Source organism: Pseudomonas sp. N-1-13 (assembly GCF_057787095.1).
Map to the genome: position 1 here is coordinate 5,779,543 of NZ_JBYNRI010000001.1, position 17,809 is coordinate 5,797,351.

Genomic DNA, 17,809 nt, shown 5'->3' on the forward strand with positions numbered 1-17,809 from the left:
TCCCACATTGGGATTTGTATCAGGCCAGCCGGCCGTTACAGATCCGCCTCCTGCACCACCCTCACCTTTTCCGCTTCCAGCGCGTACGCCGCGCTGGCCAGGTCGTTGTCGACCTTTTCGATCTTCAGCGTGCCGGTCACCCAGAGCGGTGTGTAGATGTCGTCCAGCTTCAAACCCTTGGGATAGCGCACCAGCACCAGTTGATTGGGCGGAGGTGGCGGGACGTGGATGCAGGCGCCAGGGTAAGGCACCAGGAAGAACAGCGTGCTGCGGCCCTTGGCGTCGGACTCCAGCGGCACCGGGTAGCCGCCCAGGCGGATATGCCGGTCGTTCATCGACGCCACGGTCTTGCTCGAATACATGACCGCCGGTAAGCCCTTGCTTTGTTTCAAGCCACCTTTTTCGGTGAAGGTGCCGCTGGCTTCGGGGGTGTTGTGGTCAATCTCGGGCATGGCCTCGAGGGCTTTCTGATCCGACTTGGGCATCAGTTCGAGCCAGTCGGTTTCCGGCAGTTCGGCGGCGTGGGCCAGGCCGCTGCCCAGCAGAAGGAGGGTCAAGACTAAACGGCGCATGAATGAGCTCGGCAATAAGTAGGAAGTACGACGCCGGGCATTCTAGCCCTCCCTGCGCGCCAACGCAGAGGGGGCTTTGTCACAGAATCAGTTTCTTTTGATCAGACCGTAGATCACCAGCAACACCACCGCGCCCACCAGGGCACCGATGAAACCGGCGCCTTCGCCAGCCTGGTAGATGCCCAGGGCCTGGCCGCCGTAAGTGGCTGCCAACGAACCGCCGATACCGAGCAGGATGGTCATGATCCAGCCCATGCTGTCATCGCCCGGCTTCAGGAAGCGCGCCAGCAGGCCCACGATCAAGCCGATAAAGATGGTTCCAATGATTCCCATGGCATTTCCCTCTGAGGTAAGTCGCTAGACCAAAGCCCGTTCGGGCTTTGGCACCTAGCCATCAGAGAAGTTAGCCGACCAATGGTTCCACCGACACTGAAGACTATTGTTCGGCGATCAGTGTCTCGACCTTGATGATCTGCTGGGCCAGCGTGGCCCGGTCAGCGCAGCGCAGGTTGGCGTGACCGACCTTGCGCCCGGCCTTGAACGCCTTGCCATAGTGATGCAGGTGGCAATCGGCAATCGCCAGGACTTTCTCGCTGTCCGGCACCTTGCCGATGAAATTGAGCATCGCGCTTTCGCCGACTTTGGCGGTCGAGCCCAGCGGCAGCCCGGCCACCGCCCGCAGGTGGTTTTCAAACTGGCTGCACTCGGCGCCTTCGGTGGTCCAGTGCCCGGAGTTGTGCACGCGCGGGGCGATTTCATTGGCCTTGAGGCCGCCGTCCACTTCAAAGAACTCGAACGCCATCACGCCGACATAGTCCAGTTGCTTGAGCACACGGCTGGAGTAGTCCTCGGCCAGGGCCTGCAGCGGATGATCGGTGCTGGCAACGGACAGCTTGAGAATGCCGTCCTTGTGGGTGTTGTGCACCAGCGGATAGAAACGGATTTCCCCGTCGCGAGCCCGCACGGCGATCAACGAGACTTCCCCGGTGAACGGTACAAAACCTTCCAGCAGGCAGGCCACGCTGCCCAGCTCGGCGAACGTGCCGGCCACATCCTCAGGATTGCGCAGGACTTTCTGGCCCTTGCCGTCGTAGCCCAGGGTGCGAGTCTTGAGGACGGCCGGCAGGCCGATGGAAGCAACGGCGGCTTCCAGGTCGGCCTGGGACTGGATGTCGGCGAACGCGGGTGTAGGGATGCCCAGGTCCTTGAACATGTTCTTTTCGAACCAGCGGTCGCGGGCGATGCGCAAGGCTTCGGCACTCGGGTAGACCGGGACGAACTGGGACAGGAAGGCAACGGTTTCGGCCGGGACGCTCTCGAACTCGAAGGTCACCAGATCGACTTCATCGGCCAGTTGGCGCAAATGGTCCTGATCACCGTAGTCGGCCCGCAGGTGTTCACCCAGCGCGCTGGCGCAGGCGTCCGGCGCCGGATCGAGGAAAGCGAAGTTCATTCCCAGCGGCGTTCCCGCCAGGGCCAACATGCGACCCAACTGGCCGCCACCGATTACACCGATCTTCATTCGTCAACCACCTCAGGCAATGCGTGGGTCTGGATTGTCCAGGACGCTGTCTGTCTGCTCAGCACGGAATTTTTTCAGCACGGTATGAAATTGTGGGTGCTTGGCGCCCAGGATGCTCGCCGACAGCAGGGCCGCGTTGATCGCACCGGCCTTGCCGATGGCCAGGGTCGCGACCGGAATGCCGGCCGGCATCTGCACGATCGACAGCAGCGAATCGACGCCCGAGAGCATCGACGACTGCACCGGCACGCCCAGCACCGGCAGGTGAGTCTTGGCCGCACACATGCCTGGCAGGTGGGCCGCGCCACCGGCACCGGCGATGATCACCTCGATGCCACGCGCCTCAGCCTCTTCGGCGTACTGGAACAGCAGGTCCGGGGTGCGGTGGGCGGAGACCACTTTCACCTCGTAAGGGATGCCGAGCTTTTCCAGCATATCGGCGGTGTGGCTAAGGGTGGACCAATCGGACTTGGAGCCCATGATCACGCCAACCAGTGCACTCATCGTCGTGCCTCTTCTCTCTGGGCGCCCGCAGGCGCGTCAAAAAACAACAAGCCACGCAGGAAACCGGCGTGGCTTGTTGTACGAATTATGGCCGATCTGGACCGGCCGAAGGCCGCGCAGTATACCTCAATGAAATAGATAAACAGCCCCTGTCGCGACCATCTGTCATTTGTGGTTAAACGGCGGTTTTATTGACTCTCAGGTCAGCGAAAAAGCACCACAATGCCCCTGTGGGAACGAGCCTGCTCGCGATAGCGGACTGACATTTAACATCATCGTTGCCTGACACACCGCTATCGCGAGCAAGCTCGCTCCGACAGAAGATCTTCGTGGTATCAGGTGCCAGTCACGCCTTGCGCCGCGCCGCCCTCGAGCTTGCGCCACAACAAGCGCACGTTGGCCTTGCGCACCAGCGCGCAGCGGTACAGGCGGATTTCCAGGGGCACGTGCCATTGCGCGCCGCCGCAGACCACCAGTTCGCCCCGGGCCAGTTCGGCGCGCACGCTCAGTTGTGGCACCCAGGCGATACCCAGGCCCTCCAGCGCCATGCTTTTGAGGCTGTCGGCCATGGCCGTTTCGTAAACCGTGGTGAAACGCAGGGCCCGCTGGCGCAGCAACTGGTTCACCGAGCGTCCGAGAAATGCACCGGCGCTGTAGGCCAGCAAGGGCACGCTGGCCTCGCCTTCAAGGTCGAACAGCGGTTTGCCCTCAGCATCGGCGGCACACACCGGCAGCATTTCGGTCTGGCCCAAGTGCAGCGAGGGGAAAATCTCCGGGTCCATTTGCATGGCCGAATCCGGGTCATAGAAGGCCAGCATCAGATCGCAACCCCCTTCACGCAACGCATGCACGGCGTCGCCGACGTTGGTCGCCACCAGCCGCGTGGCGATGTTCAAGCCTTCGTTGCGCAGTTGTGCAATCCAGCGCGGGAAGAAGCCCAGCGCCAGGGAGTGCGCGGCCGCCACTTGCATCACTTCGCCCTGCCCGCCTTCCAGATGGTGCAGATGACGCAGCACTTCACCCAGTTGCTCGACCACGGTGCGCGCCGTCACCAGGAACAACTGCCCCGCTGCTGTCAGTTCGATCGGTGTGCGAGAGCGGTTGACCAGGGTCAGCCCCAGCGCCGCTTCGAGGCTGCGGATGCGTCGGCTGAAGGCCGGTTGCGTCACGAAGCGCCGTTCGGCCGCCTGGGAAAAACTGCGAGTCGCGGCCAGGGCACTGAAGTCCTCGAGCCATTTGCTTTCTAGATTCATCACGTCCTCCCAAGGCACGCACCAAAACAGGTCACACGCTCGCCGTACCGTCGGCGTCACACCCGCATTATGCCGAATGTGCATAGGCCAGTGTTTAACAGCATTGGCCCTAATTTTTCTGAAAGCCTAGGATTCACAGCGTTCCGGCTCAGACCGGGTCCTTATCGAGATGATTTCTATCATGTCTTCCGCTGCATCATTCCGCACAGAAAAAGACCTGCTTGGCGTACTTGAAGTACCGGCGCAAGCGTATTACGGCATCCAGACCCTGCGAGCGGTGAACAACTTCCGTCTCTCCGGCGTCCCGATCTCGCATTACCCCAAGCTGGTGGTCGGTCTGGCAATGGTCAAACAGGCCGCCGCTGATGCCAACCGCGAGCTGGGCCAACTCAGCGAAGCCAAGCACGCCGCTATCAGCGAAGCCTGTGCACGACTGATCCGCGGCGATTTCCACGAAGAGTTCGTGGTGGACATGATCCAGGGCGGCGCTGGCACTTCAACCAACATGAATGCCAACGAAGTCATCGCCAACATTGCGTTGGAGGCCATGGGCCACAACAAAGGCGAATACCAGTACCTGCACCCCAACAACGACGTGAACATGGCGCAGTCCACCAACGACGCCTACCCGACCGCGATTCGCCTGGGTCTGCTGTTGGGTCACGACGCGTTGCTGGCCAGCCTCGACAGCCTGATCCAAGCCTTTGCCGCCAAGGGTGAAGAGTTCAGCCACGTCCTGAAAATGGGCCGCACCCAACTGCAGGACGCTGTGCCGATGACCCTCGGCCAGGAATTCCGCGCCTTCGCCACCACCCTGAGCGAAGACCTGGCACGCCTCAAAACCCTGGCGCCTGAACTGCTCACCGAAGTAAACCTGGGCGGCACCGCCATCGGCACCGGCATCAACGCCGATCCGCGCTATCAGGCCCTGGCCGTGCAGCGTCTGGCAACCATCAGCGGCCAGCCGCTGGTACCGGCCGCCGACCTGATCGAAGCCACGTCCGACATGGGTGCCTTCGTACTGTTCTCCGGCATGCTCAAGCGCACCGCGGTCAAGCTGTCGAAGATTTGCAACGACCTGCGCCTGCTGTCCAGCGGTCCTCGCACCGGCATCAACGAGATCAACCTGCCGGCTCGCCAGCCAGGCAGCTCGATCATGCCGGGCAAGGTCAACCCGGTGATCCCCGAAGCGGTCAACCAGGTAGCGTTCCAGATCATCGGCAACGACCTGGCCCTGACCATCGCGGCCGAAGGCGGGCAACTGCAATTGAACGTGATGGAGCCGTTGATCGCCTTCAAGATCTTCGACTCGATCCGCCTGCTGCAACGGGCCATGGACATGCTGCGCGAACACTGCATCGTCGGCATCACCGCCAACGAAGCGCGCTGCCGCGAACTGGTCGAGCACTCGATCGGCCTGGTCACCGCCCTGAACCCGTACATCGGCTATGAAAATGCCACCCGTATCGCCCGTGTTGCGCTGGAAAGCGGCCGCGGCGTACTGGAACTGGTGCGCGAAGAAGGCTTGCTCGACGATGCCATGCTCGACGACATCCTGCGCCCCGAAAACATGATTGCTCCGCGTCTCGTCCCGCTGAAGGCGTGATCGACGCAATGACTGCTCACCAGGTCGAGGGACTAGACACCTCTCACCTTTTGAGGGCTTGGGGATTTATTCCCCAAGCCCTTTTTTTTAACTGATAGCTACAAACGATTAGAGAACCTGTAGGAGCGAGCCTGCTCGCGATAAACGATGACGCGCTGCCGTTTGAAAAACCGCGTCGCCAGCCATCGCGAGCAGGCTCGCCCCCGCAAGAACCTGACCGCGAGGCCAGGTGATTCAAAGGTCCGTTTCGTCGCACGCACCACAATCGTGCAGACGGGCGCCGCACTGGTAGGTATAGTGCCGCCCCTCTTCGCGTGAGCGGTCGTCAGAAACGAGACCCCCAACACATGCGAAAACCGAACTAATAACAAACCCGCAATCTGGACCGGGACGGAACATCGCCTCACCTGTCGTGCCGCGCACCGACCGATGTAACACGATGTTTCCAAATGGCCAGCATTTGCTTAAACAAAAAACAGCGAGGAATACTCATGCTCGAAGTCATCAACGACTTCCTCTCAGGGAAAGTGCTGATCGTGCTCATTGTCGGGCTCGGTAGCTACTTCACGATCCGCTCGCGTTTCGTCCAGTTCCGTCATTTCTTTCACATGTTCGCGGTGTTCCGTGACAGCCTCAAAAGCAGCGCCGGTCAGCTCAGTTCCTTTCAGGCCCTGATGCTCAGCCTGGCCGGTCGTGTCGGCGCGGGCAACATCGCCGGTGTCGGCATCGCCGTCACCCTCGGAGGGCCCGGCGCGGTGTTCTGGATGTGGGTGACCGCGCTGGTCGGCATGTCCAGCAGCTTCTTCGAATGTTCCCTCGGCCAGCTCTACAAGCGCTGCGACGCCGAAGGCCAATTCCGTGGTGGCCCGTCCTATTACATCCAGCACGGCCTGCAGAAGCGCTGGCTGGGCATGATCATGGCGTTCCTGCTGCTGATCACCTTCGGCTTCGCCTTCAACGGCCTGCAGGCCCATGCCGTGACTCACTCGCTGAACAACGCTTTCGGTTTCGACACCACCTACACAGGCATTGGCCTGGCGGTGCTGTTGGGCCTGGTGTTCATCGGTGGGATCAAGCGCATCGCCAAGGTTGCTGATCTGCTGGTGCCGGTCAAAACCCTGGCGTATATCGGCGTCACCCTCTACGTGATCGTGCTGCAGTTCGATCAGGTGCCGGCCATGCTGACCACCATCGTCAAAAGCGCCTTCGGCCTTGACCAGGCCTTTGGCGGCCTGATCGGCAGCGCCATTGTCATGGGCGTCAAGCGTGGCGTGTTCGCCAACGAAGCGGGCCTGGGCAGTGCGCCAAACGTCGCCGCCGTGGCCTCGGTCGAGCACCCGGTGGCTCAGGGTGTGATTCAGGCGTTCAGCGTGTTCCTCGACACCTTTCTGATCTGCACCTGCACCGCGCTGCTGATCCTGCTGTCGGGCTTCTACACCCCGGGCTTCGAAGGTGACGGTATTGCCCTGACCCAGAACTCCCTCGCCGCCGTGGTGGGTGACTGGGGGCGGGTATTCATCTCCGTGGCCCTGTCGCTGTTCGTGTTTACCTCGATCCTCTACAACTACTACCTGGGCGAGAACAACCTGCGCTTCATGGTCGGCGAAAACCGCAAGGTGCTGATCGGCTACCGCACCCTGGTACTGGTGTTGATCTTCTGGGGTGCCATCGAGAACCTCGGCACCGTGTTCGCCTTCGCCGACATCACCATGACCCTGCTGGCGTTCGTGAACCTGATCGCGCTGTTCCTGCTGTTCAAGGTCGGCATGCGCATCCTGCGTGACTACGATGACCAGCGTTCGGCCGGCATCAAGGTTCCGGTTTTCGATTCCAGCAAATTCCCGGACCTGGATCTGGACCGCAAGGCCTGGCCAGCCAACCCTTCGGCACCGGTAGCCGCGCCTGGAAAGGCTTCGGCAGGCGTGGCCGCCGCGCAACGCTGATCGGTAGGCTGTTGGAAAAACCGGGCGCACCCTCTGCGCCCGGCGTGACACAGCGTAAGGTCGGCGTCATGCTCGACCTTATGTTGTGACAGCCCGATGAGCTGTCGCTTTCGTCCTCGGAGAACACCCATGAATTTCTCGACCTACCCTGCCGCCCAGCACGTCATGGTGCTCTACACCGGTGGCACCATCGGCATGCAGGCCAGCGCCCATGGTCTGGCCCCGGCATCCGGTTTCGAAGCACGGATGCGCGATTACCTGCACAGCCAACCCGAACTCGTCATCCCGCAATGGCGTTTCCGGGAAATGTCGCCGCTGATCGACAGCGCCAACATGACCCCGGCCTACTGGCAGCAACTGCGCGAAGCAGTGGTCGACGCCGTGGATGTGCAGGGCTGCGACAGCGTATTGATCCTGCACGGCACCGATACGCTGGCCTACAGCGCGGCCGCCATGAGCTTCCAGTTACTCGGCCTGCATGCGCGGGTGTGTTTCACCGGCTCCATGTTGCCCGCCGGCGTGACCGACAGCGATGCCTGGGAAAACCTCAGTGGCGCGCTGGTCGCCCTCGGCCAGGGGCTGGCGCCGGGTGTGCATCTGTATTTCCACGGCGAGCTATTGGCCCCGACCCGTTGCGCCAAGGTGCGCAGCTTCGGTCGCCATCCGTTCAAACGCCTGGAGCGTCAGGGCGGTGGCATCAAGGCAACCTCGCTACCGGCACAGCTCAATTACGACCAGCCCAAGCAACTGGCGAACGTTGCGGCGCTGCCGCTGTTTCCCGGCATCAGCGCCGAAATTCTCGATGGCCTGCTGGGCAGCGGCATCCAGGGCCTGGTGCTGGAATGCTACGGCAGCGGCACCGGCCCGAGCGACAACCCGGCCTTCCTCGCCAGCCTCGAGCGGGCGCGGGACAGCGGCGTGGTGGTCGTGGCCGTGACTCAATGCCATGAAGGTGGCGTCGAGCTGGATATATACGAGGCCGGCAGCCGTTTGCGGGGCGCTGGCGTGCTGTCCGGCGGCGGCATGACCCGCGAAGCCGCGCTCGGCAAGTTGCAGGCGTTGATCGGCGCCGGGCTGCCGGTAGATGAGGTTCGCCGGCTGGTTGAGCTGGATCTGTGTGGCGAACTCACCTAATTCAAGCCGGGCATCAACTTGTGGCGAGGGGATTTATCCCCGCTGGGGTGCGGAGCGCCCCCACTGCCTCAACGCCGCGCTTTATCAGATAGAACTCAGGGGGGCCGCTGCGCGGCCCAACGGGGATAAATCCCCTCGCCACAGATAAATTCCTTTGCCGCTGTGGTTCATGCTGAAAAACCGGCCGGCACACAACTTGCTCCATTTCCAGCCTCCCCCGGCCGGAAACGAACATGCTGCACTCCCACCTCACCACACTCAACGCCGTCTCCCTGGTACTCAATACCTTCAAGCACGAAGGCCTGCCCAGTGATGCATTGCTGACCGGCAGCGGCATCAGCGCGGCGGATCTGAGCCGGGTCGACACGCGCATCACCACCAATCAGGAGATGCAGGTCTGCGCCAATGCCGTGGCCCTCAAGCGCGACATCGGCCTGGAACTGGGCTTGCGCATGCACGTGTCGTCCTACGGGATGCTGGGGTATGCCCTGCTCAGCAGTGCCACTTTGGGTGACGCTTTGCGTTTGGCGCTGCGCTATCCGGCGCTATTGGGAACACTCTTCGACCTGCACCTGGAAGAAGGCCATGAAACGGTCTGGCTCAGCGCCAGCGATTATCGGGAGAACCCGGCCCTGGCGGTGTTCAACGCAGAGTTCTGCATGGTTTCGCTCAAAGTCATCTGCAACGACCTCCTCGGCCAGACGCTGCCCCTGCGCGCGGCGCGCTTCGAACATTCGGCGCCCGATTACCAGGCGCGCTACGCAGCGCTTTTCGACTGCCCAGTGCGTTTCGACAGCATCGACAACGCGTTCGCCTTCGACCGTCACTGGCTGGAACAACCGCTGCCCCTGGCCGACCCCATCACCCACCACGCCATGGCCGAACGCTGCCGTCGGCAGAACACCGAGTTCACCGGTCGCCAGGCCTGGCTGGGGCGGATTCGCCAACTGCTCAGTGCACAATTGAACGCCGCTCCCGGCCTGGAAGGCTTGGCAGAACAGATGAACTGCTCGTCGCGCACCTTGCGTCGTCACCTCAAAAATATGGGCTGCAGCTATCAGGAACTGCTCGACGAACTGCGCTTCGAACGGGCCAAGCAGATGCTGTGCGAGGATAAATTGCCGATCTATCAGATTGCCGAAATGCTCGGTTTCAGCGAAACCGCCAGTTTTCGACATGCCTTTGTGCGCTGGAGTGGGGTGGCGCCGAGTCAGTTCAGGTCCTGAACCTTCGGGAATCGCCGCTTTCACGCACAACACCTAACCCCTGTGGGAGCAAGGCTTGCCCGCAATGGCGTCGCTCAGACACATCCAGCGCCCTAAAAACTGACGCCAGGTAGACCGCAACAACCGGTCTACGACGGCTGCGCCGCCGAGCGGGAGCAAGCTCCCTCGCCACGAATCGCAGAGCGACACGAAGCTCTGTTTACCCACCCGCCGTCACACTTCCACCACCCCACGCAACCCTGCGCAGTTGCCTACAACTACGCCAGAATCCGCCTGCTTGTGCGCCTTGCCCTCACCACCTATCGTCTCCCTGTCGCTGACATCCAGCGAACGGGTTTGGCGGCCCGATTGACGAAAGTTCCTCACGTGAAAGGAGCTTCACTATGTTCAAGATTAAACCAAACCCAGCAGAAGCAGATCCCAACTCCCCCTACTTGGACGATCTCAACGCAAAAAAGCTCGACGAAGCCTCCAAACGCGCATTGGACTATTACCTGGCGCCCAAACCAGCAAAACCCGCGGAAACCATCCAACCCGGCCAGCTATTCTCCGTCGTAAAAGGCCTCGACAACGAATGCCTGCTGGCCAACCTCAGCGAAACTCTGGCTTCTGCCGACGCGATGGTCAACGAGTTGGCTTTCGATCTGGAAGGCTCGCACCGCCACTTCCTCCTCGGCATCCAGCAACTGATTGAGCTGAGTTCATTGCTGGCGAACCGAGCGCTGGATAACGTCGAGCCACGCTAGCCGTTACACCATCAACCCCGTGGCGAGGGAGCTTGCTCCCGCTGGGTGGCGAAGCCGCCCCAAAACAGGCTGACGCATTCTCCAGACAAACCGCATCAGCCGGTCTACGACGGCTGCGCCGCCGAGCGGGAGCAAGCTCCCTCGCCACGGACCTCTTACATCCGTTAGACCAGGCTGCAATGTGCCGCCGCCTTCGCGAGCAGGCTCGCTCCCACAGGGGCTTCCATGCCCCACCCACGCGCACCCCCGCGCCAACAAGGGGCGATTTACGGTCAAACCTTTTGGCCATTTCGATCCCCTTTTGGCCTCTCCTGCCGTTCTCTGAAACGCCGCACGCCGCAAGACTGTTCAAACCGACCAGCCTTGCGGAGAACAAAAAAATGCTGACGATCTATTCAGACGATCACCACCTGCACCACGGGCGTTGCGAGTTGATGGACGGGCAATTGATGCCCTGCTTCGAGATGCCGTCCCGGGCCGATCATGTGCTGGAGCGGGTCAAGGCTCGCGCATTGGGCCCGGTCGAGGCGCCCGAAGATTTTGGCCTGGAGCCGATCCAGCGCATCCACAGCGCGGCGTATCTGGAATTTTTCAAAGGTGCTTGGGACCGCTGGGCCAAGTACAACCGCGAGGGCGATTTGTTGCCCTTCACCTGGCCGGCGCGGACCTTTCGCACGGTCATACCCACGAGCCTGCACGGCCAGTTGGGTTATTACAGTTTCGACGCCGGCGCGCCGATCACCGCCGGCACTTGGCAGGCAGCCTACAGCGCCGCGCAAGTCGCCCTCACCGCCCAGGCCGAGATCCAGCGCGGCGCCCGCAGTGCCTTTGCGCTGTGTCGCCCGCCGGGGCACCACGCCGCCGGCGACTTGATGGGCGGCTATTGCTACCTCAACAACGCCGCCATCGCCGCCCAGGCGTTTCTCGACCAGGGCCATAAGAAGGTCGCGATCCTCGATGTCGATTACCACCACGGCAACGGCACCCAGTCGATTTTCTACGAGCGCAGCGACGTGCTGTTCGCTTCGATCCACGGCCACCCGGAAGCCGAGTTTCCGTTCTTCCTCGGTTACGCCGACGAGTACGGTGAAGGCGCCGGTGAGGGCTTCAACTTCAACTATCCTCTGCCGGCCGGTTCAGGCTGGGATACATGGAGCGCGGCGCTGGAACAGGCATGCGGGCAGATCCAAGGCTACGACGCCGATGTGATCGTGGTGTCCCTGGGCGTGGACACCTTCAAGGACGACCCGATCTCGCAGTTCAAGCTCGACAGCCCGGATTACCTGGCGATGGGCAAGCGCATCGCTGCATTGGGCAAACCGACCCTGTTCGTGATGGAAGGCGGTTACGCGGTGGCAGAAATCGGCATCAATGCCGTCAACGTTCTCGAAGGTTTCCAAAGCGCCGAATGAGGAATACAAGCATGAACAGACTCAAGCGTTTAATGGCTCCGACCGTGTGCGCCGCGCTGCTTTGCGGCGCTGTCCAGGCCGAAGAGCGCACCCTGCGTGTCTACAACTGGTTCGACTACATCACGCCCAAGGCCCTGGACGATTTCAAGGCGCAGAACAGCCAGGTCAAACTGGTCTACGACATCTTCGACACCAACGAAGCGCTGGAGGCCAAGCTGCTGACCGGCAATTCCGGCTACGACGTGGTGGTGCCGTCCAACGTGTTCCTGGCCAAGCAGATCGAGGCCGGGGTGTTCCAGCCCCTGGACCGCAGCAAACTGCCAAACTGGAACCACCTCGATCCCAAGCTGATGAAGCTGATCGAAGCCAACGACCCCGGCAACAAATTCGCCGTGCCCTACATGTACGGCACCATCCTGATCGGTTTCAATCCGGACAAAATCAAAGCTGCCCTGGGTGACAACGCGCCGGTGGACAGCTGGGACCTGATCTTCAAGGAAGAGAACATCAGCAAGCTCAAGCAGTGCGGCGTGGCGCTGCTCGACTCACCGTCGGAGATCCTGCCCCTGGCCTTGCAGCACCTGGGCCTGGACCCCAACAGCAAGCAACCGGCGGACTATGCCAAGGCCGAAGCGCTGCTGATGAAGATCCGCCCGCACATCACCTATTTCCACTCGTCCAAGTACATGGCCGACATCGCCAACGGCGATATCTGCGTGGCGGTCGGTTACTCCGGTAGCTTCTCCCAGGCGGCCAACCGCGCCAAGGATGCCAAGAACGGCGTGACCGTGGACATGCGCCTGCCCAAGGAAGGCGCGCCGATCTGGTTCGACATGCTCGCCATCCCTAAAGGGGCGAAAAATCCGGACGACGCCTACACCTTCATCAATTATTTGCTGCAACCGGAGGTAATCGCACCGGTCAGCGATTTCGTTGGCTATCCGAACCCCAACAAGGACGCCACCGAAATGGTCGACCCGGCGATCCGCAGCAACCCCAACCTGTATCCGACCGAGGCGGCGATGGCTACGCTCTACACCTTGCAACCGTTGCCCAGGGACGCCGAGCGCGCGCGGACGCGGGCCTGGACCCGGATTAAATCCGGCCAGTAAAGGCTCTGCGGCAAGGGGTTTATTCCCAACCGGGCATTGTCAGGCGGCCTATACATAGTTACCACCTTCCCTGTCTTGTACCTCCCTAGCATGGAATCCCCGAAGCATTCAGCGGCGGGGATTCCACCTATCGCAAGACAGGGAGCGTCAGATGACCAGAACCTCTACAACCACGAACACTACACCTGAAGCCAGCCTCAAGAATGCTGTGCTCAACCAGCTACTCGCAGGGCCTACCTCCCCGGAAGTTGCCGCCGTGCTTCTGCGCAGGGCCCTCAAGAAAATGTATCCGACACTGGACCTCGATCCGCTCAACACAGTCGTTGGCGAGCCTCGCTGGGACATTGTCGACGGCGAAATCCTGGAACTGCCCACCCGTTACGAAACCCTCAGCGATATGGTGGCCGAACGAGTAGGCGCGAGCGATTCGACCATGCTGATCGAAGGCGTGCACTTTTTGACTCAGCTACCGATCAGCACCCCGGAGGTGCATCTGCCGGTACGTATCGAACAGATCGGAGCCCTGATCAACGAACTGGAGCCCGTCATGTTGTCCGCCTGCCAGGAACAACAACTGGCGTACTGGAACGCGCCAGTGGGCACATCCGGACCACGCTGGCATGAGCTCTCCAGAACGCTGCGCAAGATCTGGGACGTCAAAGAGGTCAATGGCTGGACCGCGACTGAGTGCGACATGGCCAGGCAATTGTTCCTTTACCCCAACCCGGAGGACCGCAAGCAACATGATCGCTACGACACTCACGCGTACCTGATCGACATCGATGAAGTTGACGGGACCAAAGTGAGCCGCCTGAATGAAAACTCGTTGGTGGTACTGATCGGAACCATCGCCAGCAAAGAGGTCATCCTTACGTACTCGCTGCGCGACAGCTATAAAAAATTCGATTCACAGCAAGCGCTGGGGCAATTTCTCCCGACGCAACTGGACACCACGTTCCGCAAGAAAATCCAGTGGCGGCTGTATGAGCCCACCGGCAACATCTTCGATCAAAAGGCCTGCGGCCTGATCGCCATGCAGGTCAAGATCCTCGGTTCCCCCAGCTTTCTGAAAAAAATTGCATCCATCGAAGACGAACAGCCAGTGACCAGCGGGCTGGACGCAGAAAAAGGTCTTGGCGCGACGTGGTTCGATAAAAAGATCCCCGACTGGCTGCTGGCAGCGTCGATATCCGATCAGATTCTGTTCGCCCAGCACATGAAAAACCTTTCGGCGTTGAGCAGTTCCCATGCCGGCAAGACCTACCTGGACGATATTGCTCCTATCAAGGAGTTTGCCTTGAACGCCCTCAAGAAGCAGATGCAAGCGGACCATGCCGACGCTGCGACACTCGATCCGGAAAAAATCGAGATCCAGATTCGCAGCCTCGTGGCCTGGGGGTCTTTTATCGTTCCGGGCAAATTCGAGACCACCCGGTTCAATCTCGTTGAGCTGGCCTTGCAAAACCTGATTGCACTGCCCCTGGGCAACAAAACCGTCAGGTCCCTCACCGGCAAGGTGTTGCCCACCTGGATGACGACCGACTACATCGAAACCCTGATCACCAAAATCGATATCGGTCGCGTCTATCCCGATCTGGTGAAGAGCAAACTGCTCGACGATCCGACCGAATCGGCCCGCCGCGAAGAGTTGTACACCTCCCAGTTGCGCATTCAACTGCCCATGCTGGCGCTGGAGGGAAAGATCCGAGGGCGTGGGAACATCGACGAACGAGGTTACCGTTATGTCGCCGCACTGATGGAGCCGGAGGAAGCCGATCGCAAGGTCGACGGACAACCCATCGTCTTGCGCAGGCTGGCCTTCATATCCCAACAGAAACTGATCCCCTCGGAAGACATCGTGACCAATATGTTCGTGATCGGTCCGAAGAATCCAGACGCCGGTCCCTGCCTGCTTTATCGACCGCTGCTTGAGCCGCAGTTGTGCCAGTACCCCTCCTCCAGCAACCTGTTGTATGCGATCAGGCAAATCCCTGAATTGCGCCAATCGGTCCTGGCCTGGCTGCCCGATGAGGTGCGCAGCAATTACAGCCGATACATTTTCTCGGGCCCGCTGCCCTCACCCTGGGTCATCGTTGAGTTTGCGACGGACCCTTTTACATCATGGCTCGATAGCGCCCCCGTCGGTTTGAGCGAAAAAAACCTGGGCCCCGATTTCCTGCCACTGTTGTTCAAGGCCAATGCCAATGCCCTGGTCGAGCTTGCAGACCGGCAATCGGTCTCCAACAGCGAAACCCGCTGGAGTACGTTCAAGCAGGCAGGCTGGCTGATTTTCAACTTGGCCCTGCCTTATCTGGGCGCTGCCGTGGGCACCGCCGTCTGGCTCTGGCAAATTCTGGATGACATTGAAACGCTGATGCAGGACAGCGAACACGCCAACGACCAGGCCACATGGGAGGCATTCGTCGACCTGCTGCTGAACCTGGCCATGGCGATCACCACCCACGCTATCGACCATGCCAGAGAAGGCACACGCAGTCGCAGGGCAGCGGCGCCGGAGGTGTTAGAGGAGCCGGTCAAGCTGGTTAAACCCAAGCTCATTATCGAAAAACTCGCGCCTTCCACCGCTAAGCAACCGCACCCCGAACACTATGAGTCCATCCATTCCAGCGGTGCCTTAACAGGCAAATCGGGAGAGGGTGCCAAGCTCCTTGAGAGTTTCAGTGTCGACGCGCCCGAAACACCAGGGCAGGCCCATACCGATGGCATGTCCAAAGGGCTCTATCAACGCCAGGGGCGGTGGTACGCCAAAGTGGGAGAAAAATGGTTCAACGTGCTGACGGTGGGCGATAAGGTCTGCGTCGTCGACGGGAAGAATCCCTCGCGCCTGGGCCCTCCCCTGAGGCTGGATGTACACGGCAATTGGCATATCGACATCCGTCTGCGCCTGCGCGGAACGGGCTCAAAAGGTGCGATGGAAAAAGTCATCGCCGACACTCACCGCCGCAGCGTTCAACTGCTGGCCGAACTGAACCGCTTCGAAGAAAAAAAACCGGAGCACCAGGCACTGCTGACAATGAATGCGCAAGAATTGAACAGCGCCTCGGGCTCCGCCAAGGAGACCAAGCGCAACGTTTACTTGAGCACCTTGAAAACCCAGCGCGAAAGCTATGAAGAAGCGCTGAACATACTGACGCAATGGCCCGTCTTCCAATCAAGACCCGACGCGCCTAAAGCCAGGCTTGGCTACCTGAACGCACAGATCAACTTCACGTTCGAAGAGATAGACGCGCTGAAAGAGCGGTTTACCCCTGCCCTGAGAACAGCCATGGACATGGCCACCACCGGCGTCGCGGTCGTGGAGCAGCAGCACGTCGATGCAGCCGAAAGCATGATCCGGGTCGGCGAGGATATGAACGAGCGCCTGGATTACATGGAGACCCGTTTTTCCAGGCTCAAGATACTGGGGCGTGAAGGTTTTGAGTTTATCCGGCAGCACCGTGGAAGAATGCCGACCTACAAGAGCGACGGTATTCGTCTTATCCAGTTGGACATGTATCGCCACCTCTGCCTGTCGCTCGACAGCATCAATACAGTGCCCGAAGGTTGGGCCGTCATTAACCAACTGGTTGATAGCGCCACGATCGCCTTCCAAAGCCTGCACGACGCCATCGAGGAACGCAGCGTGATCCGGCTGGATGAGCAAATCGATGCATTTGGCAGTCTCACGGAACAGTTCACCGCCCTTGAAGAACAACTCGAATACGTGGGCACTGAATACAAGGACAGCGCCCGGCCGGCCGAACTCAATCGGCTGAACAAGCAGATCGGCGGCCTGAAAAAACGGGCACTGCAACATTTGGCCCAGGCCCTGGATGAGAGAAGCAACCGGCGCAGCATGGGCAACCCTTACGAGCCACGCCCCAGGTTCAGGAAGAAGTTCATCAGGGCACGCTTTTGGGGCCTTGTCAGTGGTGAGCCTCGTTTAACGAAAATGCAGGAAGAAACCGATTGGGTCGATGTGAAGAACCCGGTCACGGACAAGATCATCGCCACCTTCCACCGCAAGGGAACCGGTGAGTGGGTGCCCCATGCACTCGCCGACACGCCGCAGATCGTCCCGCCACTGGCAACCAGCCTCGCAAAGGGCCAAGCCCTGATCGATGGGCTGGAGGCGTTCCAGGCGCAGGTCGAGGAGCACATGAATGCGCCAGGCCGATCGCCCACCGGTCTCGGAATGATCCTGAACGCCCATGCAAACAGGATGGAGAAAGTCGGCATTGCAATCAAAAAGGCAGTGGACAGTGCCTCGAACGAAACCGTTGAAGTGTCAGTAAAACAACAGCGTACCGCCGAAGCCCTGCGCATGGCACTCAAGACGCAAGCGAAGGCCCTGTACGAGGAAGCCTTCGATGCCGTACTGAATGTCATCAAACATCGCCCTCCGACCATGGATGGCGTCATTTGGCTTAAAAGCCGCAACCGTATTTCCATCACCAAACTAAAGAACCGACAAAAAAACAAAGGCCCTCTTCGCGGCTATCTCGACCGGTATGAGATCAGGGACGTGAAGGAAAACAAAACGCTTTGGTTTGCCGATTTCCGTTACTCCACCGACTGGGTCCCCGCCCACGCCTACCTTTCCGGTCGCTTGAAAACACCGGAACAAGTCAACAAGGGAGCACGCGCCGACGCCACCCAGGATCTCACCCAGCGTCAATTGATCGATCTTTACCGCAGCGAAATTGCGGTGGATCAGGCCAGGGAAGTGTTCTTTCCAAAGCGGCCCTCATAACGGTCAGGATCTGAATCTGTGGGAGC

13 protein-coding genes are annotated in these 17,809 nt (G+C 60.4%); 8 read left to right on the forward strand and 5 right to left on the reverse strand.

The window, feature by feature from the left end; translation table 11 throughout:
- Positions 1–35 precede the first annotated feature (35 nt).
- The 5 genes from AC3I65_RS25820 to AC3I65_RS25840 form a co-directional block, all read right to left on the reverse strand.
- Positions 36–572, reverse strand: coding sequence for a DUF3299 domain-containing protein (locus AC3I65_RS25820; RefSeq protein WP_076383207.1), 537 nt, complete (start codon positions 570–572; stop codon positions 36–38).
- Between the two features lie 87 nt (positions 573–659).
- Positions 660–905, reverse strand: a complete 246-nt coding sequence (locus tag AC3I65_RS25825; protein WP_039593587.1) for a GlsB/YeaQ/YmgE family stress response membrane protein — start codon at positions 903–905, stop codon at positions 660–662.
- Between the two features lie 103 nt (positions 906–1,008).
- Positions 1,009–2,094, reverse strand: coding sequence for a 5-(carboxyamino)imidazole ribonucleotide synthase (locus AC3I65_RS25830; RefSeq protein ID WP_047226717.1), 1,086 nt, complete (start codon positions 2,092–2,094; stop codon positions 1,009–1,011).
- Positions 2,095–2,106: 12 nt separating this feature from the next.
- Positions 2,107–2,598 carry a 5-(carboxyamino)imidazole ribonucleotide mutase gene (gene purE / locus AC3I65_RS25835; RefSeq protein ID WP_003196369.1) on the reverse strand — a complete coding sequence of 164 codons (492 nt, stop codon included), beginning with the start codon at positions 2,596–2,598 and terminating at the stop codon, positions 2,107–2,109.
- A gap of 335 nt (positions 2,599–2,933) precedes the next feature.
- A complete protein-coding gene (locus tag AC3I65_RS25840) occupies positions 2,934–3,851 on the reverse strand; it encodes a LysR substrate-binding domain-containing protein (RefSeq protein WP_047226716.1) in 918 nt (305 codons plus the stop codon).
- A gap of 181 nt (positions 3,852–4,032) precedes the next feature.
- Between AC3I65_RS25840 and aspA the strand changes: the two genes are divergently transcribed.
- From aspA to AC3I65_RS25880, 8 genes are all read left to right on the forward strand, one after another.
- Complete coding sequence (gene aspA / locus AC3I65_RS25845; RefSeq protein WP_025216214.1) at positions 4,033–5,457, forward strand: aspartate ammonia-lyase; 1,425 nt, start codon at positions 4,033–4,035, stop codon at positions 5,455–5,457.
- A gap of 491 nt (positions 5,458–5,948) precedes the next feature.
- Positions 5,949–7,400, forward strand: coding sequence for an alanine/glycine:cation symporter family protein (locus tag AC3I65_RS25850; protein WP_047226715.1), 1,452 nt, complete (start codon positions 5,949–5,951; stop codon positions 7,398–7,400).
- A 129-nt stretch (positions 7,401–7,529) separates the two neighbouring features.
- Complete coding sequence (locus AC3I65_RS25855; protein ID WP_047226714.1) at positions 7,530–8,534, forward strand: asparaginase; 1,005 nt, start codon at positions 7,530–7,532, stop codon at positions 8,532–8,534.
- A gap of 233 nt (positions 8,535–8,767) precedes the next feature.
- Positions 8,768–9,760, forward strand: coding sequence for an AraC family transcriptional regulator (locus AC3I65_RS25860; RefSeq protein ID WP_488524276.1), 993 nt, complete (start codon positions 8,768–8,770; stop codon positions 9,758–9,760).
- 383 nt (positions 9,761–10,143) lie between these two features.
- Entirely contained in the window at positions 10,144–10,506 is a 363-nt protein-coding gene (locus tag AC3I65_RS25865; RefSeq protein ID WP_288913350.1) for a DUF6124 family protein, read from the forward strand.
- 380 nt (positions 10,507–10,886) lie between these two features.
- Entirely contained in the window at positions 10,887–11,918 is a 1,032-nt protein-coding gene (locus AC3I65_RS25870; protein WP_322834565.1) for a histone deacetylase family protein, read from the forward strand.
- A gap of 11 nt (positions 11,919–11,929) precedes the next feature.
- Positions 11,930–13,030 carry a polyamine ABC transporter substrate-binding protein gene (locus AC3I65_RS25875; protein WP_274090655.1) on the forward strand — a complete coding sequence of 367 codons (1,101 nt, stop codon included), beginning with the start codon at positions 11,930–11,932 and terminating at the stop codon, positions 13,028–13,030.
- A gap of 829 nt (positions 13,031–13,859) precedes the next feature.
- Complete coding sequence (locus tag AC3I65_RS25880) at positions 13,860–17,783, forward strand: dermonecrotic toxin domain-containing protein (RefSeq protein WP_488524337.1); 3,924 nt, start codon at positions 13,860–13,862, stop codon at positions 17,781–17,783.
- Positions 17,784–17,809 lie beyond the last annotated feature (26 nt).

What these genes read in the sequence shown, in the direction of transcription:
- aspA (WP_025216214.1), top strand. Translation starts at nt 4,033, where the DNA reads ATGTCTTCCGCTGCATCATTCCGCACAGAAAAAGACCTGCTTGGCGTA.
- AC3I65_RS25860 (WP_488524276.1), top strand. Translation starts at nt 8,768, where the DNA reads ATGCTGCACTCCCACCTCACCACACTCAACGCCGTCTCCCTGGTACTC.
- AC3I65_RS25830 (WP_047226717.1), bottom strand. Translation starts at nt 2,094, where the DNA reads ATGAAGATCGGTGTAATCGGTGGCGGCCAGTTGGGTCGCATGTTGGCC.
- purE (WP_003196369.1), bottom strand. Translation starts at nt 2,598, where the DNA reads ATGAGTGCACTGGTTGGCGTGATCATGGGCTCCAAGTCCGATTGGTCC.
- AC3I65_RS25825 (WP_039593587.1), bottom strand. Translation starts at nt 905, where the DNA reads ATGGGAATCATTGGAACCATCTTTATCGGCTTGATCGTGGGCCTGCTG.
- AC3I65_RS25820 (WP_076383207.1), bottom strand. Translation starts at nt 572, where the DNA reads ATGCGCCGTTTAGTCTTGACCCTCCTTCTGCTGGGCAGCGGCCTGGCC.
- AC3I65_RS25870 (WP_322834565.1), top strand. Translation starts at nt 10,887, where the DNA reads ATGCTGACGATCTATTCAGACGATCACCACCTGCACCACGGGCGTTGC.
- AC3I65_RS25850 (WP_047226715.1), top strand. Translation starts at nt 5,949, where the DNA reads ATGCTCGAAGTCATCAACGACTTCCTCTCAGGGAAAGTGCTGATCGTG.
- AC3I65_RS25875 (WP_274090655.1), top strand. Translation starts at nt 11,930, where the DNA reads ATGAACAGACTCAAGCGTTTAATGGCTCCGACCGTGTGCGCCGCGCTG.
- AC3I65_RS25840 (WP_047226716.1), bottom strand. Translation starts at nt 3,851, where the DNA reads ATGAATCTAGAAAGCAAATGGCTCGAGGACTTCAGTGCCCTGGCCGCG.
- AC3I65_RS25865 (WP_288913350.1), top strand. Translation starts at nt 10,144, where the DNA reads ATGTTCAAGATTAAACCAAACCCAGCAGAAGCAGATCCCAACTCCCCC.
- AC3I65_RS25855 (WP_047226714.1), top strand. Translation starts at nt 7,530, where the DNA reads ATGAATTTCTCGACCTACCCTGCCGCCCAGCACGTCATGGTGCTCTAC.